This window comes from Pseudomonas sp. S3_B11, from assembly GCF_054667715.1.
Window position 1 is genome coordinate 6,430,824 of record NZ_CP162749.1, and the last position, 23,611, is coordinate 6,454,434.

Below are 23,611 nucleotides of genomic sequence, written 5' to 3' on the forward strand. Positions count from 1 at the left end.
GACGATGCACTTTGAGGACTACAACAATGATTATCTACGGTGTGGCATTTTTGGCCTTTTGTACCCTGGCGGGTATTTTTATCGGTGAGCTGCTGGGCAAATTGATCGGCGTGCCGGCCAACGTCGGCGGCGTCGGCATTGCGATGCTGTTGTTGATCGGCCTGGGCAGCTACCTGAGCAAGCGCGGCCTGTTCAAGGGCAAATCCGAGGCCGGCGTGGAATTCTGGAGCGCGGTCTACATCCCCATTGTGGTCGCGATGGCGGCGCAGCAAAACGTCTACGGCGCGCTCAAGGGCGGGCCGATGGCGATCCTGGCCGGAACCCTGGCGGTGGTGATTGCCTTTGCGTTGGTGCCGGTGCTGGTGCGCATTGGCAACAAAGGGCCTCAGGCCGACGTTTCCGTTAAGACGGTCGGGTGATTGCCATGTACGAATCCATGATGAAAGTGATCACCGGCTACGGCCTGATCAGCGGTTTCGCCATTGTCGGCATCACCATGTGGGTGTCCTACTGGATCAGCAACACGTTCACCAAAGGTCGCCTGCATGGTTCGGCCATCGCCATTCTCCTGGGGCTGGTGCTTTCCTACATTGGCGGGGCAATGACCGGCGGGCAGAAGGGCGTGGTGGACATTCCGCTGCTGTCCGGGATTGGTTTGCTGGGCGGTGCGATGCTGCGGGACTTTGCCATCGTCGCCACGGCGTTCGGCGTGAGTATCGAAGAACTCAAGCGCGCCGGTTTCGTTGGGGTGCTGGCGCTGTTTGTCGGAGTCGGTACGTCGTTCATTGCTGGCGTCGGGGTCGCGATGGCTTTCGGTTACACCGATGCGGTGAGCCTGACCACCATTGGCGCCGGGGCGGTGACCTACATCGTCGGGCCGGTGACCGGGGCGGCGATAGGTGCCAGTTCCGAAGTGATGGCGCTGTCCATTGCCGCCGGGTTGATCAAGGCGATCCTGGTGATGGTGGCGACGCCGTTCGTGGCACCGATGATTGGCCTGAATAATCCACGCAGTGCGGTGATTTTCGGTGGTTTGATGGGCACCTCTAGCGGCGTGGCCGGCGGGCTGGCGGCCACCGATCCGAAGCTGGTGCCGTATGGCTGCCTGACGGCGGCGTTCTATACGGCGCTTGGGTGCTTGTTGGGGCCTTCGTTGTTGTTTCTGATCATGCGGGGGTTAATGGGGTAGGGCTTTGAATTTGCGCTGAACGGGCTGTCCTCATCGCGAGCAGGCTCGCTCCCACAGGGGATTTGTGAACACCGATCCAATGTGGGAGCGAGCCTGCTCGCGATGAAGGCAACACGGTGTCAAACCTGGCGATTGGCATACATCCGACACTCAGCCAACAGCGCCAGCAAATTCGGATCACGCTCCTTGGCTTTCAGGAACACCACGCCAATGCGCTGTTGTAGCCGATACCTTTCCTGCAACGGGATCAATTTCACCCGGTTTTCATACACCGCCGCAATTCGCCCCGGCAACAACGCATAGCCCACCCCGGAGCTGACCATGCTCAGCAGGGTGAAGATGTCGTTGACCTGCATCGCCACCTTCGGTTCGAACCCCGCCTGCTTGAACACCCGGATACCGTCCTGGTGCGTGGCAAAACCCTGGGTCAGAGTGATGAACGTCTCGTCGCGCACCTCGGCCAGATCGACTTCAGTGCGTTGGGCAAAGGGTGAGTCGGCCGGTGTGGCGAGGAAGATGTCGTCGGAAAACAGCTCGATATGCTCGCAATCCGGATCGTTCACGCTGTCGTCCAGGGAGATCAGGATCGCGTCCACCTCCATGTTCTTGAGCTTGTACAGCAGGTCGATGTTCGAACCCAGGATCAGGTCGATATTGAGCTCGCTGCGGCGGATTTTCAGGCCCATGATCAGTTGCGGCACGGTCTTGACCGTCAACGAATACAGCGAGCCGAGCTTGAAGCGTTCGGCGGAGAAGCCGGCGGCTTCGCGGGTCAGGCGTACGCTTTCGATCACGTCCTGGATCAGCTTCTGTGCCCGCTCCTCCAGCACATAAGCGCTTTCCAGCGGCGTGAGGTTGCGGCCTTCGTGCTTGAACAACGGGCAACGCAGGGCGCTCTCCAGCGAGTGAATGGCCCGGTGCACACTGACGTTGCTGGTCTGCAGCTCGGCCGCCGCTCGCGCCAGGTTGCCGGTGCGCATGAAGGCCAGGAATACCTCGAGTTTCTTCAGGGTCAATTCTTCGTCGATCAGCATGGGGCGGACTCTTATTCGTATTACCCGATTGTGCCCCAATCGGTCTTGGGATGTGATCGTTCCCACGCTCTGCGTGGGAATGCCTCAAGGGACGCTCTGCGTCCGCTTCGGGACGCGGAGCGTCCCCGGCTGCATTCCCACGCGGAGCGTGGGAACGATCATTAGCCTTGCTTCCACAGCAAGCAAAGCATTGCACTTTGACGCGCCAGGCCTGAGCCTTGGCGTCTGTTCTGGAATGTGAGGTGGGACTGGATGTATCACGGGGAACGACTCAACGCCTGGACGCACTTGGTCGGGGCGGTGGCGGCTTTTATCGGGGCGGTGTGGTTGCTGGTGATTGCCGGGATGGCGGGCGATCCGTGGAAGATCGTCAGCGTGGCGATCTACGGGTTCACCTTGCTGGTGCTGTACAGCGCTTCGACGGTTTACCACAGCGTGCGCGGTCGCAAAAAAGCCATCATGCAGAAGGTCGATCACTTTTCGATCTACCTGCTGATCGCCGGCAGCTATACGCCATTCTGCCTGGTGACCCTGCGCGGGCCGTGGGGCTGGACCTTGTTCGGGATCGTCTGGGGGCTGGCACTGATCGGGATCCTGCAGGAGATCAAGCCGCGTTCCGAAGCGCGGATCCTGTCGATCGTCATCTACGCCGTGATGGGCTGGATCGTGCTGGTGGCGGTCAAGCCGCTGCTGGCGGCCCTGGGCAGCACCGGATTTGCCTGGCTGGCCTCGGGCGGCGTGTTGTACACCGTGGGCATCATATTTTTCGCCCTCGACCATCGGCTGCGCCACGCCCACGGGATCTGGCACCTGTTTGTGATCGCCGGCAGCTTGTTGCACTTCGTGGCGATCCTGCTCTACGTGCTCTAACGACGTCCCGCCACCGCGAACAGGCGATCCAGTTGCGCCTGGGCCTGGCTGGCGAAAATGTCCAGCAACGCGCCGAGGGTGTGCACCGGCGCCTCGTTGGCCCGGGTCACGGCATACAGGGAAATGGGCAGCGGTGGCGACAACGGCCGGATGGCCGTGCGGGTGTTCGAGGCACCGAGGGCAGTGAACGGGTCGATCACCGCCAGCCCGGCACCGGACTCGACCATGGCCCGGGCCAATGAATACGTCTGTACGGCGATGCTGATACGCGGCGGCGGTTCCACGGCCTTGAGATAGCCGTCCAGCCTGGCCGACAGCGGGTCGGCGCTGGACAGGCCGATCAACGGTGCACCGGCCAGTGCCTGCAAGGGCATCGGCCGGCCCACCTGTGCGTCGGTCCAATGCCCGCTCGGCGCCAGGGCCACCAGCACACCGCTGGCCAGGGCCTGGGCCTTGAGTCCCGGATGATCGGGCGGTTGCAGGGTCAGGGCGACGTCGATTTCGCGCATCAACAGGTTCTGCACCAGTTCGCGGCTGTGGGCGCTGGACAATTCGCAGGCGATGTCCGGATAACGCTGTGTCCATTGATGAACCGCCGCAGGCAGCAGCGACAGGGCCAGGGCCGGTGTCGCGCCGATCCGCAGGCTGTGGCCCGGCTCGCGCCGCAGGCTCTGGGCAAGGCGCCGGACACCTTGCAGGCTCTCGCTGACCTTATCGACTTCGCGCTCAAGCTCCAGCGCCTCAGGCGTGGCCTGCAACTTGCCACGCACCCGCAGAAACAACGCAAACCCCAATTGCTGCTCGGCATGCTGCAACACTTTGGTCACCGCCGGTTGCGAAACATGCAGCAGTTGGGCCGCACCGCTGATGGAGCCGGCCTGGCGGATGGCCTGGAATATCTCGATATGGCGAAGACGCATGGCGAGCCCATAACCTTTGTTTATAGGGAGTCCATCTTTATTCATTGTTCGAGGCCTGTCACCTGGCCCTAACCTCAAGCCACTGAAAACGGATGTGAGATGGACATGGCACAGCGGGTTTGCATCATCGGTGGTGGCGTGGTCGGGCTGGCGACGGCTTATGCACTGGTGCGCGACGGCGTCGACGTGACGCTGGTGGAGGCCCGGGAGACCTTGGGCAGCGAGACCAGTTTCGCCAACGGTGGCCAGTTGTCCTATCGCTACGTCACCCCGCTGGCGGACGCCGGGGTGCCCTGGCAGGCGCTGGGATGGATGCTGCGCGGTGATTCGCCGCTCAAGTTGCGACCGCGCCTGGACCCGGCGCAGTGGCGCTGGATGGCCGCGTTCATCGGCGCCTGCCGGACCTCGGTCAACCGGCGTAACGGCGCCCACCTGTTGCGCCTGGCGCTGTTGAGCCAGGCGACTTTGCAGGACTGGCGCGAGCAAGACCGCCTCGACGGTTTCAACTGGCGGCGCAACGGCAAGCTAGTGACGTTTCGCGACGCGAGGCATTTCCAGCGTGCGCGGCAGGGGTTGCTGGACAGTGCCCACCAGCAGGTGCTTGGCCCCATCGAGTGCGCGAACCTGGAACCGGCCCTGGCCGGCGTGCCGTACGTGGGCGGGGTCTACACGCCGGCTGAGGAGGTCGCCGATTGCCATGCCTTCTGCCAGCAATTGGCGGCACGTTTGCGAGCTTCGGGGCGCTGCGAGTTCCTGTTGGGGCACCCGGTCAGCGGCATCGAACACGTCGACGGTGCGGTGCAGGCCATTGTGCTGGGCGGTCAGCGGCTGCCGGTGGAGCAACTGGTGATTGCCGCCGGCCATCGCAGCGCGGCGCTTGCATTGCCCGGGGTGCGGATGCCGCTGTATCCGCTCAAGGGCTACAGCTTGACCGTGCCCATTGGCCCACAGCATCGGGCACCGCAGTTGAGCATCACCGACTATGACCGCAAGGTCGTCTACGCGCGCATCGGCGAACAGCTGCGCGTTGCGGCGATGGTGGACATCGTCGGTTTCGACCCGACGCCGGACCCCAAGCGCCTGGCCCTGATCAAGCGCCAGGCCCTGGAAACCTTCCCCCAAGGTGGGGATTACTCGCGCGCCGTCGAATGGGCCGGCATGCGCCCGGCGACCCCCAGCGGCGTGCCGCTGATCGGCGCCACCGGCTACCGTAACCTGTGGCTCAACCTCGGCCATGGGGCCTTGGGCTTTACCCTGGCGTGTGGCAGCGCTCGCTTGCTCAGCGAGCTGATCGGCCAGCACACGCCTTCCATCGACTTGCAGGGCCTGACGCCCCGCGCCGCCTGACCCACCCAACGGAGAATAACAATGCAAAAAATCACGTTGATCGGCTGCACCCTGAGCCTGTTGTTAAGCGTCCAGGCCCATGCCAATGAAGCACCCCCAGCCGGCACACTGGGCAAGATCGCCAGCACCCGCAGCATTACCCTGGGCTATCGCGACGCTTCGGTACCGTTTTCCTACGTCGGTGACAGCAGCGGCCAGCCGATGGGTTACTCGGTGGAACTGGCGGGCAAGATTGTCGAGCGGATCAAGACCCAGCTGGCGTTGCCGCAACTGGGCGTGAAGTACAATCTGGTCACGTCCCAGACCCGCATTCCACTGGTGCAGAACGGCACCGTGGACCTGGAGTGCGGCTCTACCGGGGTGACGGCCGAGCGGCAGAAGCAAGTGGCGTTTTCCTACGGTTTCATCTATGTGAAGGGCCAGTTGCTGACGGCCAAGGACAGTGGCATCCACAGCTTCGCCGACCTGCGCGGCAAGAACGTGGTCACCACCGCCGGCACCACCAACGAACGCTTCCTGAAAAGCTACAACCAGGACAACAACGCCGAGATGTTCATCATCAGCGCCAAGGACCACGGCGAATCCTTCCAGATGCTCGAGACAGGCCGGGCGGCGGCATTCTACATGGACGATGCGTTGCTATACGGTGAACGGGCCAAGGCCCGCGACCCGCACAAATGGGTGGTGGTGGGGCAAGAGCAATCACGGGAAATCTATAGCTGCATGGTGCGCAAGGACGACCCGCAATTCCTGGCGCTGGTCAATGCGACCCTGGCTGATTTGTACAAGTCGGGGGAGATCAACGACATTTACGACCGTTGGTTCCAGAAACCGATTCCACCCAAGGGCCTGAACCTGGAATTCCCGATGACCAGCGAGTTGAAGGCGATCATTGCCAAGCCGACCAGCGAGCCGGTGCAGTAGGCCTGTGGGAGCGAGCGTGCTCGCGATAGCGCCGGATCAGTCAGCATCGATGTTGAATGACCCACTGCTATCGCGAGCAAGCTCGTTCCCACATGGGTTCTATATTCGACTCTAGAAATCCCCCCACAACTGCTGCGCCACCGCCAGCGCCACTACTGGCGCGGTTTCAGTGCGCAGCACGCGAGGGCCGAGGCGGGCGGCGTGGTAGCCGGCGGTCTTGGCCTGTTCGACTTCGGCGTCCGACAAACCGCCTTCAGGACCAATCAGGAACGCCAATGTCGACGGTTTGTCATGGCTGACCAGCGGCTCGGCCACCGGATGCAGCACCAGCCTCAGCTCGGCCTCGGTCTGTTTCAGCCAGTCAGCCAGCAGCAGGGGCGGGTGGATGACCGGCACGCTCGAGCGCCCGCATTGCTCGCAGGCGCTGATTGCCACCTGGCGCCAGTGCAGCAGGCGCTTGTCGGCGCGCTCGTCCTTGAGGCGCACTTCGCAGCGTTCGCTGAAAATCGGCGTGATCTCACTGACCCCCAGCTCCGTGGCTTTCTGGATCGCCCAATCCATGCGCTCGCCTCGGGACAGGCCTTGGCCGAGGTGAATGCGCAGTGGTGATTCAGGTTGTCCGGCGAACTGCTCGTCCAATTGCACCCGCACGCGTTTCTTGCCGACCTCGGCCAGGGTGCCGCGAAACTCCTGGCCCGAGCCATCGAACACCTGCACCGCATCGCCCTCGGCCATGCGCAGCACACGGCCGATGTAGTGGGCCTGGGCTTCAGGCAGTTCGTGGTCGCCGAGGCTCAGGGGCGCGTCGATGAAGAAGCGGGACAGTCTCATGTTTTGTTCTCTCGATCGTTCCCACGCTCTGCGTGGGAATGCCGCCATGGACGCTCTGCGTCCGCTGTGGATGTGACGCGGAGCGTCACGGGATGCATTCCCACGCAGAGCGTGGGAACGAGAAGTTCAGGGCTCAGCCCGGGTCGCGATAACCCGGGTGGAAGTCCTTCGGCACCGCCACGCTGACCTTGTCCCGGGTGGCGATGTCGATGCCTTCGCTGGCCACTTCGGCCAGGAAGTCGATCTGCTCCGGGGTGATGACGTACGGCGGCAGGAAATACACCACGCTGCCCAGCGGCCGCAGCAAGGCACCACGCTCCAAGGCATGCTGGAACACACTCAGGCCGCGCCGTTCCTGCCACGGATAAGCGGTTTTGCTGGCTTTGTCCTTGACCATCTCGATCGCCAGCACCATGCCGGTCTGGCGCACTTCGGCGACGTTCGGGTGGTCGGCCAGGTGCGCGGTGGCGCTCGCCATGCGTTGGGCCAGGGCCTTGTTGTTTTCGATGACGTTGTCTTCTTCGAAGATGTCCAGCGTCGCCAGGGCCGCCGCGCAGGCCAGTGGGTTGCCGGTGTAGCTGTGGGAATGCAGGAAGGCGCGCAGGGTCGGGTAGTCGTCGTAGAACGCGCTGTAGACCTCGTCGGTGGTCACGCACGCGGCCAGCGGCAGGTAACCGCCGGTCAGGGCCTTGGACAGGCAGAGGAAATCCGGCGTGATGCCGGCCTGCTCACAGGCGAACATCGTCCCGGTACGGCCAAAGCCGACGGCGATTTCGTCGTGGATCAGGTGCACGCCATAGCGGTCGCAGGCCTCGCGCAACAACTTCAGGTACACCGGATGGTACATGCGCATGCCGCCGGCGCCCTGGATCAGCGGTTCGACGATCACTGCCGCCACCGTGTCGTGGTGCTCGGCCAGGGTCTGTTCCATGGCTGCGAACATGTTGCGTGAATGTTCTTCCCAGCCCATGCCTTCGGGGCGGTGGTAGCAGTCGGGGCTCGGCACCTTGATCGTGTCCAGCAACAAGGCCTTGTAGGTTTCAGTGAACAACGGCACATCGCCCACCGACATCGCCGCGATGGTTTCGCCGTGGTAACTGTTGCTCAGGGTGACGAAGCGCTTCTTGTCCGGCCGGCCGCGATTGATCCAGTAATGGAAGCTCATCTTCATCGCCACTTCGATGCAGGACGAGCCGTTATCGGCGTAGAAGCACCGGGTCAGGCCTTCGGGCGTCATCTTCACCAGGCGCTCGGACAGCTCGATCACCGGCTGGTGACTGAAGCCGGCGAGAATCACATGCTCCAACTGATCGACCTGGTCCTTGATGCGCTGGTTGATGCGCGGGTTGGCGTGGCCGAACACGTTGACCCACCAGGAGCTGACGGCATCGAGATAGCGCTTGCCTTCGAAATCTTCCAGCCACACGCCTTCACCGCGCTTGATGGGGATCAGCGGCAGCTGTTCGTGGTCTTTCATCTGGGTGCAGGGATGCCATAGCACCGCGAGGTCGCGTTGCATCCACTGGTTATTCAGGCCCATTTACAGTCTCCTCGAGGCGGCTCGCGGCGGGCGCGGGCAAAACAATCGCGCAAGCCTATGCAATGGCGGCCCCGCGGACAACCCATTGTGTCATTCCCACTACTTTGAACGAGGCGATAGACGTCGCTGGCGGCGTTTTGATGGCTGACGTATTCTTCGCCGTTCCCTGAGCCGACTGGCTCGAAAAACCGAGAGCCGCCTGGCTCGAAAACTGAAATTTCCCACGTTTTAATCCGGAGTTCGTTGAATGTCTGCTGGTTGGCTGCGCGCCTGTGCGCTGGTGATGATAGGGCTGTTCAGCGTTTCGGCGCTGGCCAAGGACAAACAACCGACGGCCATCGTCATCGGCGGCGGCCTGGCGGGGCTCACGGCGGCCTATGAGTTGCAGAACAAAGGCTGGCTCGTGACGTTGCTGGAAGCCAAGCCGGACCTGGGCGGTCGTTCGGGCATGGCCACCAGCGAGTGGATCGGCAACGAGAAGACCCAGCCGGTGCTGAACAAGTACGTCTCCACCTTCAAGCTGAGCACCACGCCGGCGCCGGAGTTCGTGCGTACCCCCAGCTATCTGATCGACGGCACTTACTTCACCGCCGCGGACCTGGCGACCAAACAGCCGGCCACCGCCGAAGCCCTCAAGCGCTACGAAACCACCCTGGACGACCTGGCGCGCTCCATCGAAGACCCGCAGAACCCGGCGGCGACCAGCACACTGCACGCGCTGGACCAGATCACTGTGTCCAACTGGCTCGACCGTCTGCAACTGCCGGCCACGGCGCGGCAGTTGGTGAACCAGGAGATTCGCACCCGTTATGACGAACCTTCGCGTCTGTCGCTGCTGTATTTCGCCCAGCAGAATCGCGTCTATCGCGGCGTGTCCGACCGCGACCTGCGGGCCTCGCGCCTGCTCGGCGGTAGCCCGGTCCTGGCCCAGGCGTTCGTCAAGCAACTGAAAACCATCAAGACCAATTCGCCCGTGTCGGCCATCTCCCAGGACAAGGACGGGGTGACCGTCAAGGTTGGCGCCGTTGGCTATCAGGCTGACTACGTGGTGCTGGCGGTGCCGCTGCGGGCGCTGAACAAGATCCAGTTGACCCCGGCCCTGGACGCCCAGCACCAAGGCGCGATCAAGGGCACCAACTACGGCTGGCGCGACCAGATCATGCTCAAGTTCAAGACCCCGGTCTGGGACAGCAAGGCGCGCATGTCGGGTGAGATCTACAGCAATGCCGGCCTGGGCATGATGTGGATCGAACCGGCCTTGAAGGGCGGTGCCAACGTAGTCATCAACCTGTCCGGCGACAACGCCCGGGTGATGCAGGCCTTCGGCGACAAGCAGATGGTCGATCAGGTGCTGATCCGTCTGCACGCGTTTTATCCACAGGCCCGTGGCGCGTTCACCGGCTACGAAATCCGCCGCTACAGCACCGACCCGTCCATGGGCGGTGCGTACCTGGCCTTTGGCCCGGGCCAGATCAGCAAGTACTGGCGCCTGTGGGAAAAGCCATTGCAGCGCGTAGCCTTTGCCGGTGAACACACCGACACCCTGTATCCCGGCACCCTTGAAGGCGCGCTGCGCAGCGGTCAACGGGCCGCCAGCCAGGTTGAAGACCTGGCGGCGGGCAAGTCGTTCGAGCCGGCCAAGGTCGCGCCAGTTGCAACGGCGGCGGCTGCTGGTGCAGTGGCGGCGAAGAAGGGCAACTTCTTCACCAACCTGTTTGGTGGCTCGGATGACGACAAGAAGCCAGAGCCGGTCAAGGCACCGGAACCGGTAGCGCCTGCTCCAGTGCCTGCACCCGCTCCTGCGCCGGCACCGGTGGAACCACCTGCACCAGCCCCGGCGAAGGTTGAGCCAGCCAAGAAAGCAGCGGCCAAACCCGCGGCGAAAAAACCAGCCGCCAAGGCTCCGGCTAAAAAAGCGCCAGTGAAGAAAGCCACTCCGACGAAGAAACCGGCGGCCAAGCCGGCAGCGACAACACCGGCGGCGACTGAGACCAAGGCTCAGTAAGGCTCGGTGACAGAAAAAAGCGCGGCGTGTCAGCCGCGCTTTTTTTTGCCTGTAGAACTGCTATCGCGAGCAAGCCCGCTCCCACAGGAATTGCGCTTGGCCAGTGTGGGAGCGAGCTTGCTCGCGATGAGGCCCTTCCTGATATAACGCCTTGTATTGGTTTTAATCTTTCCTTAACCCACCCCTTCCAGACTGATGATCGTATTTCTCGATATTTCAAAGCGAAATTTTCCGCTTTAAATCGATAGATAACTCGCTAGTCTTGATCGCAGTTTTTACAGGAAATGAGCAATGCAGCTACGCAACTCTTCTTCTCGCTATGGCTGGGTCAGTATCGCTTTGCACTGGGGCGTTGCGCTGGCGGTCTACGGGCTGTTCGCCCTGGGCCTGTGGATGGTTGGCCTGGATTACTACAGCACCTGGCGCAAAGACGCACCGGACCTGCACAAGAGCATTGGCCTGGTGCTACTGGCGGTTATGCTGCTGCGGGTGATCTGGCGCGTTGTCAGCCCGCCGCCACCGACCCTGCCGACCTATGGCCGCCTGACTCGCGCCGGCGCCAAGCTCGGTCATAGCGCACTGTATCTCGGGTTGTTCGCGGTGATGATTGCCGGTTACCTGATTTCCACCGCAGACGGTGTCGGGATTCCGGTGTTTGGTTTGTTTGAAGTACCCGCGCTGGTGTCCGGACTGCCCGATCAGGCAGACGTCGCTGGCCAGATTCACCTCTACCTGGCGTGGGCGTTGGTAATTTTCTCCGGCCTTCATGCGTTGGCAGCATTGAAACACCACTTTATCGACCGTGACGCGACCCTCAAGCGAATGCTGGGGCGCCAAGCCTGATGTTCAACCTCGACTCCAAAGGAATAGAAAGCATGTTGAAAAAGACGCTCGCCGCCCTGGCAATCGGTTCTGCCCTGCTGTCGGCCGGTCAGGCCATGGCTGCTGACTACGTAGTCGACAAGGAAGGCCAGCACGCCTTCGTCGACTTCAAGATCAGCCACCTGGGCTATAGCTACATTACCGGTACCTTCAAGGACATCGACGGCAAGTTCAGCTTTGACGCCGCCAAGCCTGAGGCCAGCAAGATCGAGTTCAACGTACGTACCGCCAGCGTGTTCACCAACCACGCCGAGCGCGACAAGCACATCGCCAGCAAGGACTTCCTGGACGTAGGCAAGTTTGCCGATGCCAAGTTCGTGTCCACCAGCGTCAAGTCCACCGGCAAGAACGCTGATGGCAAAGACACTGCAGACGTGACGGGTGACCTGACGCTGCACGGCGTGACCAAGCCAATCGTGGTCAAGGCCACGTTCCTGGGCGAAGGCAAGGATCCATGGGGCGGCTACCGTGCTGGCTTCGAGGGCACCACCAGCATCAAGCGTTCCGACTTCGGCAAGATGATGGACCTGGGGCCACAATCCGACGCAGTTGAGCTGTATATCTCGTTTGAAGGTGTCAAAGCGAAGTAACCTTCGCGCCTGACAAAAAACGCCCCTGGTCTTGCGATCAGGGGCGTTTTTTATTACCCGGATTCGGGCAACACGGAGAACCCTGTGGGAGCTAGCTAGCTAGCTAGCTTGCTCGCGATGGCGTCATGCCAGCCGACTTCGATGTTGACTGATATATCGCTATCGCGAGCAAGCTCGCTCCCACATTGGAATTGTGTTGGGCCAAAAAAATGCCCCAGGTCGCGAGACCTGGGGCATTTTTCAAGGTTTGGAAAAACTCAGCGATTGCGTGTCAGCAATGCCGGTTTTTCGCCCCGTGGACGGCTTGGCAGTTGATCCAGCTGTTCAGGCGTCGGGAAGCGATCGGCTTTCGATTCCTTGTGCACGATCTTCGGCTGGTTGCTGCGCGGGTTCTGCACGGCGGGTTCCTGGCGAGGCTGGTCGTCACGGGCCGGACGGCGCGGGCGGGTGTCATCGCGGCGAGCCTGGCCGTCACGCGGGGCACCGTTGCGTGGGCCGCTGCGCTTGGCCGGTGGCGTACCGGTGGACGAGCCATTGCTGTTGCGCGGACCATTCTGGCGACCTTGTGGCTGGCCGCTGCGCGGCGCGCCTGCAGCTGCACCCTGTGCCGGGGCACCCGGGCGACGACCACGGCCTTGGGCCGGTTTCTGCTGTGGCACGTAGTCGACTCGGTTACCGAAGTTATCGATATCGTCGTCCAGGAACTCGTCCGGGGCACGATCGGCTGCGGCGCGTGGGGCTGGACGCTGCTGTTCACGGGCTGGCGTGCCTTCGCGAGGCTTCTGCTCGCGGGTTGGGCGTTCGCCACGGCCATTGCTGTTGCTGGCCGGTTTTTCCTTGCCCTTGTCCTTGCCTTTGTCCTTGCGTCCACCGCCACCACCGCCGCCATTCGGACCGTCGCCGCGCGGGCCACGGGCATTGCGCGGATTGCGCACGTCCGGACGTTCGCGTACTTCAGGCTTCTCGGCCTCGATGGTGCTGGCGTCGAAGCCCATCAGGTCGCCGTCGGCAATTTTCTGCTTGGTCATGCGCTCGATGCTTTTGAGCAGCTTTTCTTCGTCCGGTGCGACCAACGAGATCGCCTCGCCCGAACGACCGGCCCGGCCGGTACGGCCGATACGGTGCACGTAGTCCTCATCGACGTTTGGCAGCTCGAAGTTGACCACGTGAGGCAACTGGTCGATGTCCAGGCCACGGGCCGCGATGTCGGTGGCCACCAGGATGCGCACTTCGCCGGCCTTGAAGTCGGCGAGGGCCTTGGTGCGGGCGTTCTGGCTCTTGTTACCGTGGATTGCAACAGCCGGCAGGCCGTGCTTGTCCAGGTACTCGGCCAGGCGGTTGGCGCCGTGCTTGGTGCGCGTGAACACCAGGACCTGTTCCCAGGCACCAGCGGTAATCAGGTGCGCCAGCAGGGCACGTTTGTGGCTGGCCGGCAGGCGGAAGACGCGTTGCTCGATGCGCTCGACCGTGGTGTTCGGTGGCGTGACTTCGATTCGCTCCGGGTTATGCAGCAGCTTGCCAGCCAGGTCGGTGATGTCCTTGGAGAACGTCGCCGAAAACAGCAGGTTCTGACGCTTGGCGGGCAGGCGAGCGAGGACTTTCTTCACGTCATGGACAAAGCCCATGTCGAGCATGCGGTCGGCTTCGTCCAGCACGAGGATTTCCACGTGGGACAAATCGACGCTGCCCTGGCCGGCCAGGTCCAGCAGGCGACCGGGGCAGGCAACCAGTACATCGACGCCACGGGACATGGCCTGGACCTGGGGGTTCATACCGACACCGCCAAAAATGCAGGCGCTGACGAACTTCAGGTCGCGAGCGTAGACCTTGAAGCTCTCGTGTACCTGGGCCGCCAGTTCGCGGGTTGGGGTCAGGACCAGTACGCGCGGTTGGCGCGGGCCATGACGCTGGGATTTGTCTGGGTGACCGTTGGGGAACAACCGCTCCAGGATCGGAAGGGCGAAACCGCCGGTTTTACCAGTACCTGTCTGCGCCGCGACCATCAGGTCGCGACCTTGCAACACGGCGGGAATGGCCCGCTGTTGCACCGGGGTAGGCTGGGTATAGCCGGCGGCTTCGATGGCGCCGACTAAAGCCTCGGAGAGACCGAGGGAAGCAAAGGACATGAGTAATCCTGTTTTAGTGAGGGCCTGGCCCAATGGGATAGTCTTGCCTGGCGCGAATGACGTTCAACAAAAAGACGTCATCCCGTCCGGTCCTGCCGGGCCAAGAAGGCGGATCCGGACAAGGCTCGCGCGGGCCGTAGGCGGCGCTGTAGCGGTGTCGGGATGCCTTTTGCAAGGCCGGGCGTCCGGGCGTGAGCCTGGCGGGAAGGCCGGAGTATAACAGAGCAAACGCCGTGCGCCGCTTTCCTGCTGCTCAACGGTTTATTTCAACGTTGACCCGCCCGGGCGAGATGACCTCGGCCACTGGGCCGGCGCCGTAGCGGGCGCTCAGTTCGGCATAGGCGGGTTCGCGCTTGAAACGCTTGAGTTCGGCACTGAAGCGTTGCACCAGCAAATCCATCCCGGCGTTGCGCCGCACCGCCAGGTATTGGCTTTGACGGCTCACGACCATCGGGTTTTCGGTGATCTGGTCGCCCAATTGCATTTGTTCGAGCACATGTCGTCCCACCCTGCGGTCGGTGATGAGCAGGTCGATGCGTCCCAGCTGTAGCTTGCCGAAATTGGCTTCGTGGGTCGGCGCTGTTTCCCGGGTGAACAGGGTCGACTCACTGAAGGCCTGACTGTAGAGATAGCCGGGTGAGGTGCCGACGGTCAGGCCGCCCAGGTCATCGAGCGTGCGAAACGGATGGGGCCGGGCATTGGCGTAGAACATCACGAACTCCACGTCCGACAGCGGTTCGCTGGGGTAAAGCAGCGTGGCATCGCGTTCATCGCTGTGGAAAATGTCCAGCGCACCGTCCGCCAACCCTTGCTCCAGCATCACCAGGCAGCGCTTCCACGGCAGGAACTGCCATTCCACGTCGATGCCCAGGCGCTTGAACACGATGGCCGTGGTTTCGTAGTCCAGGCCCAGCATCTTGCCGTTCTCTTCGTAGACATACGGCGCCCAGGGTTCGGTGACAATGCGCAACTTCTCGGCCCGGGCAGTCATGCTCAGGCACAAGAGAAGAAGGGTGGTCAGCAACTGGACAATGACGGGCATGGCCTGAGGTTACGACGAGAGCTCATCAAATAGCTAGAGCGCTCTGGCCTGCGCCCTGGTGGCAACTAACGAGCCAACCACACAGGCCACTAATTGCCCTTCGCCTGCATCAGGTGCTCGTAGATGGTTTCGCGGCGCTCGCCCAGTACCAGGCGAATCAGTGGATGATTGAGCCAGCGTTTGAGCTCATGGTCGTGCAATGGTTTTTTCAGCCGGTGTTCGACGTTCTCCAGGGCTTTTTCCCACCAGACCGGGGCGCAGGCTTGATCGAACTGGTTGGTGTGGCGATAGCAGCCGTAGAGGATCTCGCGCATGAATTGGCGTTTATGGCTGGGCAGTGCCAGGGTGATGAGCTTGTAGGCCAGGCGCTGGAGGCCCGGCGGCCGGGGCAGCGTTGCGGTCACTTGGCCGGTTTCATCCAAAGCCTGTTGGCAGACCGGCGCGTCACGGTGTTTGTCGAGCCAGGCTTTGGTCTTGGCGCGGAACAGTTGCTTGCGACTCCAGTAATGATGGATCAGATCCGGGCATTCGCGCACCTGCACCGAGCGATAGGCTGCCACCGAAAGGCAGAACTCTTCGAGTGTGTAGGCACCCTGCGCCAATGGATACAGTTCATCCATCAGGGCGATCGAGCGACCCAGGACTGACGCATCGGCGCAGTTGAGCCCAATGACCCCCGAGTTCAACAGGGGCATGTCGTCGTCTGCCAATTGCCGCTGGCGCAGTGTGTCGGCCAGTGTCTGGTACAACCCGGCATCCTTGTTGGCGCCATAATTCATGCCGAAGGCGTTGCACAGCAGTGTGCCAGGCTGCACACGGCGGAACAGTTCTAGGGGCGAGTAGTGGAAAAAAGTGTCGGTGTCGATCAGCAGCGCCACTTCTGCTTCTTCAAGGACTTTCTGCATCACCACATGCTTGGCGCGGAAGTGATAACCGTAGGGTTCGATCCAGGCCTGGCGGGTCTCGTTGTCCAACGGGCGCAAACGCACCGGCAGCCCTTCGTACGGCGCGGGATTGTCGGTGAATACCTGGATATCCAATGCTTCGTCCGGCGTCTTGCGCAGGCCGGCCACCGCGCTGGCGATGCTGAACAACGCTTCCTGGTGATAGGTTTCGGCCCCGTAGACCAGGTAAATGAGTTGTGGGGTCGTTAGCCTGTGACCATTAGGCATCTATTGCAATCCTCCGGATTTCCTTGCTTAAAAAAAGCCTTGGTTTTCGCCAAGGCCTCTTTGTACCACCGCATTAAGTCATTCAGCGCGGCAGCTTGAGGTTGTTCCATACCGCGAGGCTGGGTTCGGCCTGGTTAAGGGTATAGAAATGCAGCCCCGGTGCACCACCTTGTAACAAACGCTCACACATTTGCGTGATGACTTCCTCGCCAAAGCTTTGGATGCTGGAGGAGTCGTCGCCGTAGGCTTCCAGCTGCTTGCGGATCCAGCGTGGGATTTCTGCACCGCACGCGTCGGAGAAGCGCGCCAGCTTGCTGTAGTTGGTGATCGGCATGATGCCCGGCACCACAGGAATGTCGACGCCCAACTGGCGTATGCGCTCGACGAAGTAGAAGTAACTGTCGGCGTTGAAGAAGTACTGGGTGATCGCGCTGCTGGCGCCAGCGTTGGCTTTGCGCACGAAGTTGCGCAGATCGTCTTCGAAATTGCGCGCCTGGGGGTGCATTTCCGGATACGCAGCCACTTCGATGTGGAAGTGCTCGCCAGTTTCTTCACGAATGAAACTCACCAGTTCGTTGGCGTGGCGCAGCTCGCCGCTGGCCATGCCCATGCCTGACGGCAGGTCGCCGCGCAGGGCAACGATGCGCTTGATGCCAGCGGCCTTGTATTGGGTCAGCAGGCTGCGCAGGTCGTCCTTGCTGTCACCCACGCAAGACAGGTGGGGGGCGGCGGGAACTTTGACTTCGCTTTCGAGCTGCAACACGGTGTTCATGGTGCGGTCACGGGTCGAACCGCCGGCGCCATAGGTGCAGGAGAAGAAGTCGGGGTTGTAGCTGGCCAGCTGACGGGCAGTGGCGATCAGTTTTTCATGTCCAGCATCGGTCTTCGTCGGGAAGAACTCGAAGCTGTAGCGACGGTCTTGGGACATGGTCATATCCTTGGAAGCTCGTAAGCCGGAGAGGCTCGCACATCCCTTGTGGGAGCGGGTTTATGTGGGAGCGAGCCTGCTCGCGATTGGCATCGCCTCGGTCCGATAGCTGGATCGAGGTGTCTGCATCGCGAGCAAGCTTTGCTCCCACAGGCCTGCCCCCAAAGGGAAGGGCGCCTATTAGTAGCGGTAAGCGTGCGGCTTGAACGGGCCTTCGACGGTAACGCCGATGTAGTCAGCCTGTTGCTTGGTCAGTTTGGTGACCACGCCGCCGAAACCGCGGACCATTTCCAGGGCCACTTCTTCGTCGAGTTTCTTGGGCAGTACTTCCACGGTCAGGCGCTCGGCTTTCTGGGTCGGCGACAGGTCGGCGTATTTCTGGCCGAACAGGAAGATCTGGGCCAGGACCTGGTTGGCGAACGAGCCGTCCATGATGCGGCTTGGGTGGCCGGTGGCGTTGCCCAGGTTAACCAGGCGGCCTTCAGCCAGCAGGATCAGGTAGTCGTCGTTCTGTGGGTCGAAGCTGCCGGTGCCAGTGCGGTGCACTTTGTGGACCTGCGGCTTCACTTCTTCCCATGCCCAGTTCTTGCGCATGAAAGCGGTGTCGATTTCATTGTCGAAGTGACCGATGTTGCAGACCACGGCGCGCTTCTTCAGGGCCTTGAGCATGTTGGCATCGCAGACGTTGACGTTGCCGGTGGTGGTCACGATCAGATCGATCTTGCCCAGCAGGGCCTTGTCGACGCTGGCTTCGGTGCCGTCGTTGATCCCGTCGATGAACGGCGAAACCAGCTCGAAACCGTCCATGCAGGCCTGCATGGCGCAGATCGGATCGACTTCGGACACCTTGACGATCATGCCTTCCTGACGCAGGGACTGGGCCGAACCCTTGCCCACGTCACCGTAGCCGATCACCAGCGCCTGCTTGCCCGACAACAGGTGGTCGGTGCCGCGCTTGATGGCGTCGTTGAGGCTGTGACGGCAGCCGTACTTGTTGTCGTTCTTGCTCTTGGTTACCGAGTCGTTGACGTTGATGGCCGGGATCTTCAGTTCGCCCTTGGCCAGCATGTCCAGCAGGCGGTGCACGCCAGTGGTGGTTTCTTCGGTCACGCCGTGGACGTTTTCCAGCACGGCTGCGTACTTCTTGTGCAGCAGTTCGGTCAGGTCGCCGCCGTCGTCGAGGATCATGTTGGTGTCCCACGGCTGGCCATCCTTGAGGATGGTCTGCTCCAGGCACCACTCGTACTCTTGCTCGGTCTCGCCTTTCCAGGCGAATACCGGGATACCGGCGGCGGCGATGGCGGCAGCGGCCTGGTCCTGGGTCGAGAAGATGTTGCAGGACGACCAGCGCACTTCGGCACCCAGGGCAACCAGGGTTTCGATCAGCACGGCGGTCTGGATGGTCATGTGGATGCAGCCGAGGATCTTCGCGCCCTTCAATGGCTGTTCGCCAGAATACTTGCGGCGCAGGCCCATCAGGGCTGGCATTTCGGATTCGGCGATGATGATTTCGCGACGGCCCCAGGCAGCCAGGGACATGTCGGCGACTTTGTAGTCGGTAAAATCGGCAGGCGTGATAACAGCGCTCATGAAGAGCCTCCATTCGTAATGTATGCGAATGGGCGCCGTTGTGCGTTTAGTGTCCGTGCGGGGAGCCCCCGTACAAACAACGCCCCATCCGAGCCTGACAGGTCGAGCCTGCTGCAGCGCCCCTCGGACAGGTGGCGGGAACGGTCCAAAGGGTGGACCGAGGTAAAGCGGTTGCGATTATAACGGGCTAATCGGATCTTCCAAAAGGGTTTCTGTCGGCAAATCGAAAATGCCGATGACCGTCATAGGGCCCGCGACGTAGAGCCTGACCGTGCGGTCTGCCATGATGCAGCAATCCAACGGCCAGACACTCAGGAGTGATCATGAATTTCCACACCCGCAAATGGGTCAAGCCCGAAGACCTCAACCCCAACGGCACACTGTTCGGCGGCAGCCTGTTGCGCTGGATCGACGAGGAGGCGGCGATCTACGCCATCGTCCAGCTCGGTAACCAGCGCGTGGTCACCAAGTACATCTCGGAAATCAATTTCGTCAGCGCTTCGCGCCAGGGCGACATCATCGAGCTGGGCATCACCGCCACCGAGTTTGGCCGTACTTCCATCACCCTGACCTGCGAGGTGCGCAACAAAATCACCCGCAAGAGCATCCTGACCGTGGAGAAGATGGTCTTTGTCAATCTCGGCGAAGACGGCCTGCCCGCGCCTCATGGGCGGACCGAGATCAAGTACGTCAAGGATCAGTTCAAGGATGCTGTCGTCGAGTGAGATCGACGGCGCTGCTATCGCGAGCAAGCTCGCTCCCACATTGATTTCGGTGTGTTCACGGGATTTGTGCTCACCGCCGTCTCCCTGTGGGAGCGAGCTTGCTCGCGATGGCGGTTTCAGGCTGAGGTAACTGAACAGCTCCGAACGCCGCGTGTCGTAGGTACATCACGCCACCGGTTCAGGAGCTGTATGGACACCCATGAAGAAGGCAAGACCCCTGACCTTTCGGCTCAGGAGCAGCATGAAGTCGACCGCAGCCAGCCACCGCGGGCAGCCGTGTTGCATGAAATCATCCGCACCCAGGGCAACCAGGAGCTGGAGCGCAGTATCGCCGCGCTCTGGTGGTCGGCCCTGGCGGCGGGATTGACCATGGGCCTGTCGCTGATGGCAATGGGATTGCTCAACTCCCGGCTGCCGGACCACGAAGGCTTCAAGGTGATCGCCAGTTTCGGTTACTGTGCCGGCTTTCTCGCGGTGATCCTGGGCCGCCAGCAACTGTTCACCGAAAACACCCTGACCGCCGTGTTGCCGATCATGAGCAAGCCCACGCTGGGCAATTTCGGCCGGCTGTTGCGGCTTTGGGGCGTGGTGCTGGTGGGCAACCTGTGCGGCACCTTGCTGGTGGCGTACGTGATGTTGCACTTGCCGATCTTCGATCAGCGCACTGACCAGGCTTTCCTGGAGATCGGCCGCAAGGTCATGGAAAACGACACCGGCCAGATGTTCGCCAAGGGCATCATCTCCGGCTGGATGATCGCCACCATGGTCTGGATGATCCCGTCCATGGAAAGCGCCAAGATGTGGATCATCATCCTGATCACCTACCTCATGGCGCTCGGGGATTTCACTCACATCGTCGTCGGCTCGGCCGAAGTGTCGTACCTGGTGTTCGCCGGCCAGTTGTCATGGGAGGATTTCTGGATGGTGTTTGCCGGGCCGACGTTGGCGGGGAATATCATCGGCGGCAGTTTCATCTTTGCGCTGATCAGCCACGCACAGGTGCGCAGCGAGACCAATACGCCCCTCAGTCGGCAAGGCCTGCCGCAGCGCCGAGATGACGCTGGCGATAAATAAAATACAGCGCGGCCAGTACGGTTAGCCCGCCCACCAGGGCCCCGGTCCACGGCAAATCCGCCAAGTCGGCACCACTGGCGACGACCAACCCACCAATCCATGCTCCGGCCGCGTTGCCGAGGTTGAAGGCGCTCTGGTTCAGGGTCGAGCCGAGGTTCGGCGCCTCAAAGGCCTGGTCGATGATCAGCAGTTGCAGGATCGGGCACAGGGCGAAGGCGAAGATCCCCCACAGCACCAGGGTGATCGCCGCCGGAATCACCGATTGGCTGGTCTGGCTGAACGCGGCCAACACCAGCACCACGGCCAGGGCCATGGCCACCAGCGAAGGTAGCAGGCGCCGGTCCGCCAAGCGCCCGCCGAGGAAACTGCCCGCTGTCAGGCCGACACCGAACAACAGCAACATGATGGTGATGCCGTGGGGGCTGACCCCGGTGATGTCCTGCAGGATCGGCGCGATGTAGGTGAACACGCTGAACAAACTGGTGGAGGCCAGCACGCTCATGCCCAGGGCGAGCAACACGTTGATCTTGCCCAGCACCTTGAACTCGCTGGCCAGGTTGGCTTTGTCCATGGGGATTTCCTTGGGCAGCCAGGCCCATTGGGCGATGGCGGCGATCACGCCGATCACCGATACCGCCCAGAACGTCGAGCGCCAACCGGCGTATTGTCCCAACGCCGTGCCCAACGGTACGCCCAGCACGTTAGCCAGGGTCAGGCCGGTGAACATCATGGCAATCGCCTGGGCCCGTTTGTTCGGCGCCACCAACCCGGCCGCCACCACCGAGCCGATGCCAAAGAACGCTCCGTGGCACAGCGCAGTAATGACTCGGGCGGCCATCAGCGTGGCATAGTTCGGCGCCAGGGCGCAGAGCACATTGCCGAGAATGAACATCAGGGTCATGCCCAGCAGCGTGGCCTTGCGCGGCATGTTGGCGGTGCCAATCGCCAGGATCGGCGCGCCGAACACCACGCCCAGGGCGTAGCCAGTAATCAGTAGCCCGGCCTGGGGAATGCTCACGGCCAGGTCCCGGGCGACATCGGGCAACAGGCCCATGATGACGAATTCAGTCGTGCCGATGCCGAAAGCGGCGACGGCCAAAGCAAGCAAGGCGAGTGGCATGCGCAAGGTCTCTGTCTGTAGTCTTGACGCTCTGATCAGGCATACGCATGCCGGCGCCCCCATTCGAATGAGCGGGGCAACAGCGAGATTATTGGAATATGTGTATGCGCAACTGAGTGCGGCGTGGTCGGCTTGCAGTATAAACGATAGCGAATCAATTCATGAGCCTTACTGAGCGTAGGAGCTGCCGAGTGCAACGAGGCTGCGATCTTTCCGCCGACAATTGAGTCTGGAGTGAAAGATCAAAAGATCGCAGCCTTCGGCAGCTCCTACGGGCGGGGGATAAGACAAGGAGCGTGCCGTGCTTGCAACGGCCTTGGTGTTGGTCGCGGCGCTGTTGCATGCGGCGTGGAATACGCTGATCAAGTTCAGTGGCGAGCGTTTGCTGGTGGTGGCGTGCATGGACAGCGTCGCCTTGCTGTTCGTCGCGTTGGCACTGGGTTTCGTGGCCTTGCCGCCGTTGGAGATCTGGCCGTGGATCCTGGCGTCGGCGGCGTTCGAGCTGCTCTACCGCTATTTGCTGATCCAGGCTTATCGGGTCGGTGACCTGGGGCTGGTCTATCCGCTGATGCGCGGCCTGTCGCCGCTGGTGGTGCTGGCCCTGACATTTATGTTCGCTGGTGAAACCCTGGCGACCCAGCAGGTCATCGGCATTTTGCTGATCCCGTTCGGCATGCTTTGCCTGTTGTGGCAGGGCGGTGGTGGCGAGCGGCTGCCCTGGTCGATGCTGCCGGTGGTGGCGCTGATCGGCCTGTGCATCGGTTGCTACACCTTTATCGACGGTCACGCTTTGCGGCGCTGGTCCCATCCGCTGGATTACCTGGTCTGGGTCACGCTGCTCAGTGCCTGGCCGTTCCCGTTGCTGGCGCTGGTGAGCAAGCGGCCGGCCTTCATGCGCTTCTGGCGTGAGCAGTGGCGGTTGGGGTTGGCAGTCGGATTCTGCGTATTGTTCAGCTACGCTCTGGTGCTGTGGGCCATGCAACTGGGCTCGATCGCCGAAGCGGCGGCGCTGCGGGAGATCAGCGTGATCCTGGTGGTGCTGTTCGGCATGCGTTACTTGAAAGAACCTTTCGGCTTGCCGCGGCTCTTAGCCTGCGGGCTGGTGTTGGTTGGCATGCTGGTGATGAAGTCCTGACCGGCGCTGGACTTGCGATATTCTATAAAACTCAAAGAAGGAACTGCGTCAATGACGGTTGCCCTGTGGTGTATTTTGATTGCCTTTCTCCTGCCTTACCTGTGCGTCGCCATTGCCAAGATCGGTGGACGATACAGGCTGGCAGATAACCACGACCCTCGGGACTTTCTGGACTCACTCGAAGGTGCGCCTCGGCGGGCATACGCCGCGCAACTGAACAGCTTTGAAATCAGCCCGTTTTTTGCCGCCGCCGTGATCGTCGCGCACCTGGCCGGCAATGCCGAGCTGGTGACCATCAATGTGCTGGCAGTGCTGTTCATCACCAGTCGCCTGCTCTACATCATTTGCTACCTGGCTGACTGGGCGATTCTACGTTCGCTGATGTGGTTCGTGGGGGTGGGGTTGGTCTTGAGTTTCTTCTTCGTTTCGGTCTGAGCCTGGTTTCGGATTTTTGGCGTTTTGGCTGGCCTCTTCGCGAGCAAGCTCGCTCCCACAGTTGATCTCGGTGAATACATATATTGTGTACACAACCGATCCAATGTGGAGGCGAGCTTGCTCGCGATCGGG

The 23,611-nt window shown here is 61.8% G+C and carries 21 protein-coding genes, 1 pseudogene and 1 riboswitch; of the genes and pseudogenes, 12 read left to right on the forward strand and 10 right to left on the reverse strand.

Features of this window, described 5'->3' with window-relative positions; all coding sequences use genetic code 11:
• Window positions 1-26: 26 nt before the first annotated feature.
• Both madL and madM read left to right on the forward strand, forming a co-directional pair.
• Window positions 27-419, forward strand: a complete 393-nt coding sequence (gene madL, locus AB4O22_RS28835) for a malonate transporter subunit MadL (RefSeq protein WP_013694456.1) — start codon at window positions 27-29, stop codon at window positions 417-419.
• 5 nt (window positions 420-424) lie between these two features.
• Window positions 425-1,189 carry a malonate transporter subunit MadM gene (gene madM, locus AB4O22_RS28840; protein ID WP_003206444.1) on the forward strand — a complete coding sequence of 255 codons (765 nt, stop codon included), beginning with the start codon at window positions 425-427 and terminating at the stop codon, window positions 1,187-1,189.
• Between the two features lie 119 nt (window positions 1,190-1,308).
• Here the strand turns inward: madM and AB4O22_RS28845 are convergent, their stop codons facing one another.
• Window positions 1,309-2,223: a LysR family transcriptional regulator gene (locus AB4O22_RS28845; protein WP_223472145.1), complete on the reverse strand. Its 915-nt coding sequence runs from the start codon at window positions 2,221-2,223 to the stop codon at window positions 1,309-1,311.
• Between the two features lie 252 nt (window positions 2,224-2,475).
• Here AB4O22_RS28845 and trhA point away from each other — a divergent pair, with 252 nt between their 5' ends.
• Complete coding sequence (trhA, locus tag AB4O22_RS28850) at window positions 2,476-3,093, forward strand: PAQR family membrane homeostasis protein TrhA (protein ID WP_003206441.1); 618 nt, start codon at window positions 2,476-2,478, stop codon at window positions 3,091-3,093.
• Here the strand turns inward: trhA and AB4O22_RS28855 are convergent.
• Window positions 3,090-4,013: a LysR family transcriptional regulator gene (locus tag AB4O22_RS28855; protein WP_223472146.1), complete on the reverse strand. Its 924-nt coding sequence runs from the start codon at window positions 4,011-4,013 to the stop codon at window positions 3,090-3,092. The genes trhA and AB4O22_RS28855 overlap by 4 nt on opposite strands.
• 105 nt (window positions 4,014-4,118) lie before the next feature.
• Here AB4O22_RS28855 and AB4O22_RS28860 point away from each other — a divergent pair, with 105 nt between their 5' ends.
• Complete coding sequence (locus tag AB4O22_RS28860; RefSeq protein WP_028237458.1) at window positions 4,119-5,360, forward strand: D-amino acid dehydrogenase; 1,242 nt, start codon at window positions 4,119-4,121, stop codon at window positions 5,358-5,360.
• A gap of 21 nt (window positions 5,361-5,381) precedes the next feature.
• Entirely contained in the window at window positions 5,382-6,284 is a 903-nt protein-coding gene (locus AB4O22_RS28865; RefSeq protein WP_028237459.1) for a transporter substrate-binding domain-containing protein, read from the forward strand.
• Between the two features lie 111 nt (window positions 6,285-6,395).
• Here AB4O22_RS28865 and AB4O22_RS28870 read toward each other — a convergent pair whose 3' ends face one another.
• Both AB4O22_RS28870 and AB4O22_RS28875 read right to left on the reverse strand, forming a co-directional pair.
• Window positions 6,396-7,115, reverse strand: coding sequence for a 16S rRNA (uracil(1498)-N(3))-methyltransferase (locus tag AB4O22_RS28870; protein WP_003206435.1), 720 nt, complete (start codon window positions 7,113-7,115; stop codon window positions 6,396-6,398).
• Window positions 7,116-7,248: 133 nt separating this feature from the next.
• Window positions 7,249-8,655, reverse strand: coding sequence for an adenosylmethionine--8-amino-7-oxononanoate transaminase (locus AB4O22_RS28875; RefSeq protein ID WP_003206433.1), 1,407 nt, complete (start codon window positions 8,653-8,655; stop codon window positions 7,249-7,251).
• A gap of 247 nt (window positions 8,656-8,902) precedes the next feature.
• On the opposite strand from AB4O22_RS28875, the gene AB4O22_RS28880 reads away from it, so the two are divergent.
• From AB4O22_RS28880 to AB4O22_RS28890, 3 genes are all read left to right on the forward strand, one after another.
• Window positions 8,903-10,660 (forward strand): flavin monoamine oxidase family protein, encoded by a 1,758-nt coding sequence (locus AB4O22_RS28880; RefSeq protein WP_223472149.1) that lies wholly within the window; start codon window positions 8,903-8,905, stop codon window positions 10,658-10,660.
• Window positions 10,661-10,951: 291 nt separating this feature from the next.
• The gene (locus AB4O22_RS28885; protein WP_214509960.1) at window positions 10,952-11,503 is read left to right on the forward strand and encodes a cytochrome b; all 552 of its coding nucleotides are present in this window, start codon (window positions 10,952-10,954) and stop codon (window positions 11,501-11,503) included.
• Window positions 11,504-11,535: 32 nt separating this feature from the next.
• Window positions 11,536-12,132, forward strand: coding sequence for a YceI family protein (locus AB4O22_RS28890; RefSeq protein ID WP_003206427.1), 597 nt, complete (start codon window positions 11,536-11,538; stop codon window positions 12,130-12,132).
• Between the two features lie 257 nt (window positions 12,133-12,389).
• Here AB4O22_RS28890 and AB4O22_RS28895 read toward each other — a convergent pair whose 3' ends face one another.
• From AB4O22_RS28895 to ahcY, 5 genes and pseudogenes are all read right to left on the reverse strand, one after another.
• On the reverse strand, window positions 12,390-14,258 hold the full coding sequence (locus AB4O22_RS28895; protein WP_223472150.1) for a DEAD/DEAH box helicase: 1,869 nt from the start codon (window positions 14,256-14,258) through the stop codon (window positions 12,390-12,392).
• A 231-nt stretch (window positions 14,259-14,489) separates the two neighbouring features.
• A pseudogene (locus AB4O22_RS28900) lies at window positions 14,490-15,300 on the reverse strand (substrate-binding periplasmic protein); the annotation flags it as partial.
• 89 nt (window positions 15,301-15,389) lie between these two features.
• Window positions 15,390-16,472 (reverse strand): hypothetical protein, encoded by a 1,083-nt coding sequence (locus AB4O22_RS28905; RefSeq protein WP_223472151.1) that lies wholly within the window; start codon window positions 16,470-16,472, stop codon window positions 15,390-15,392.
• A gap of 82 nt (window positions 16,473-16,554) precedes the next feature.
• Window positions 16,555-17,400, reverse strand: coding sequence for a methylenetetrahydrofolate reductase [NAD(P)H] (gene metF, locus AB4O22_RS28910; RefSeq protein ID WP_223472152.1), 846 nt, complete (start codon window positions 17,398-17,400; stop codon window positions 16,555-16,557).
• A gap of 180 nt (window positions 17,401-17,580) precedes the next feature.
• On the reverse strand, window positions 17,581-18,990 hold the full coding sequence (ahcY, locus tag AB4O22_RS28915; protein ID WP_460097702.1) for an adenosylhomocysteinase: 1,410 nt from the start codon (window positions 18,988-18,990) through the stop codon (window positions 17,581-17,583).
• Between the two features lie 23 nt (window positions 18,991-19,013).
• A riboswitch (S-adenosyl-L-homocysteine riboswitch) is annotated at window positions 19,014-19,121 on the reverse strand.
• Window positions 19,122-19,313: 192 nt separating this feature from the next.
• Here ahcY and AB4O22_RS28920 point away from each other — a divergent pair.
• Together AB4O22_RS28920 and AB4O22_RS28925 are read left to right on the forward strand one after the other, a co-directional pair.
• The gene (locus AB4O22_RS28920) at window positions 19,314-19,715 is read left to right on the forward strand and encodes an acyl-CoA thioesterase (RefSeq protein ID WP_003206420.1); all 402 of its coding nucleotides are present in this window, start codon (window positions 19,314-19,316) and stop codon (window positions 19,713-19,715) included.
• Window positions 19,716-19,904: 189 nt separating this feature from the next.
• A complete protein-coding gene (locus AB4O22_RS28925; RefSeq protein ID WP_223472154.1) occupies window positions 19,905-20,789 on the forward strand; it encodes a formate/nitrite transporter family protein in 885 nt (294 codons plus the stop codon).
• On the opposite strand, the gene AB4O22_RS28930 is transcribed toward AB4O22_RS28925, so the two are convergent.
• Window positions 20,740-21,909, reverse strand: a complete 1,170-nt coding sequence (locus tag AB4O22_RS28930; RefSeq protein WP_223472155.1) for an MFS transporter — start codon at window positions 21,907-21,909, stop codon at window positions 20,740-20,742. The genes AB4O22_RS28925 and AB4O22_RS28930 overlap by 50 nt on opposite strands.
• A gap of 301 nt (window positions 21,910-22,210) precedes the next feature.
• Between AB4O22_RS28930 and AB4O22_RS28935 the strand changes: the two genes are divergently transcribed.
• Window positions 22,211-23,044: an EamA family transporter gene (locus AB4O22_RS28935; RefSeq protein ID WP_223472156.1), complete on the forward strand. Its 834-nt coding sequence runs from the start codon at window positions 22,211-22,213 to the stop codon at window positions 23,042-23,044.
• Window positions 23,045-23,095: 51 nt separating this feature from the next.
• Window positions 23,096-23,479, forward strand: coding sequence for an MAPEG family protein (locus AB4O22_RS28940; RefSeq protein ID WP_013694446.1), 384 nt, complete (start codon window positions 23,096-23,098; stop codon window positions 23,477-23,479).
• Window positions 23,480-23,611: the final 132 nt, after the last annotated feature.

Bases quoted from the DNA above. Each gene is read 5' to 3' on its own strand.
- madL (WP_013694456.1), top strand. From the start codon at position 27: ATGATTATCTACGGTGTGGCATTTTTGGCCTTTTGTACCCTGGCGGGT.
- madM (WP_003206444.1), top strand. From the start codon at position 425: ATGTACGAATCCATGATGAAAGTGATCACCGGCTACGGCCTGATCAGC.
- AB4O22_RS28845 (WP_223472145.1), bottom strand. From the start codon at position 2,223: ATGCTGATCGACGAAGAATTGACCCTGAAGAAACTCGAGGTATTCCTG.
- trhA (WP_003206441.1), top strand. From the start codon at position 2,476: ATGTATCACGGGGAACGACTCAACGCCTGGACGCACTTGGTCGGGGCG.
- AB4O22_RS28855 (WP_223472146.1), bottom strand. From the start codon at position 4,013: ATGCGTCTTCGCCATATCGAGATATTCCAGGCCATCCGCCAGGCCGGC.
- AB4O22_RS28860 (WP_028237458.1), top strand. From the start codon at position 4,119: ATGGCACAGCGGGTTTGCATCATCGGTGGTGGCGTGGTCGGGCTGGCG.
- AB4O22_RS28865 (WP_028237459.1), top strand. From the start codon at position 5,382: ATGCAAAAAATCACGTTGATCGGCTGCACCCTGAGCCTGTTGTTAAGC.
- AB4O22_RS28870 (WP_003206435.1), bottom strand. From the start codon at position 7,115: ATGAGACTGTCCCGCTTCTTCATCGACGCGCCCCTGAGCCTCGGCGAC.
- AB4O22_RS28875 (WP_003206433.1), bottom strand. From the start codon at position 8,655: ATGGGCCTGAATAACCAGTGGATGCAACGCGACCTCGCGGTGCTATGG.
- AB4O22_RS28880 (WP_223472149.1), top strand. From the start codon at position 8,903: ATGTCTGCTGGTTGGCTGCGCGCCTGTGCGCTGGTGATGATAGGGCTG.
- AB4O22_RS28885 (WP_214509960.1), top strand. From the start codon at position 10,952: ATGCAGCTACGCAACTCTTCTTCTCGCTATGGCTGGGTCAGTATCGCT.
- AB4O22_RS28890 (WP_003206427.1), top strand. From the start codon at position 11,536: ATGTTGAAAAAGACGCTCGCCGCCCTGGCAATCGGTTCTGCCCTGCTG.
- AB4O22_RS28895 (WP_223472150.1), bottom strand. From the start codon at position 14,258: ATGTCCTTTGCTTCCCTCGGTCTCTCCGAGGCTTTAGTCGGCGCCATC.
- AB4O22_RS28905 (WP_223472151.1), bottom strand. From the start codon at position 16,472: ATGCCTAATGGTCACAGGCTAACGACCCCACAACTCATTTACCTGGTC.
- metF (WP_223472152.1), bottom strand. From the start codon at position 17,400: ATGTCCCAAGACCGTCGCTACAGCTTCGAGTTCTTCCCGACGAAGACC.
- ahcY (WP_460097702.1), bottom strand. From the start codon at position 18,990: ATGAGCGCTGTTATCACGCCTGCCGATTTTACCGACTACAAAGTCGCC.
- AB4O22_RS28920 (WP_003206420.1), top strand. From the start codon at position 19,314: ATGAATTTCCACACCCGCAAATGGGTCAAGCCCGAAGACCTCAACCCC.
- AB4O22_RS28925 (WP_223472154.1), top strand. From the start codon at position 19,905: ATGGACACCCATGAAGAAGGCAAGACCCCTGACCTTTCGGCTCAGGAG.
- AB4O22_RS28930 (WP_223472155.1), bottom strand. From the start codon at position 21,909: ATGCCACTCGCCTTGCTTGCTTTGGCCGTCGCCGCTTTCGGCATCGGC.
- AB4O22_RS28940 (WP_013694446.1), top strand. From the start codon at position 23,096: ATGACGGTTGCCCTGTGGTGTATTTTGATTGCCTTTCTCCTGCCTTAC.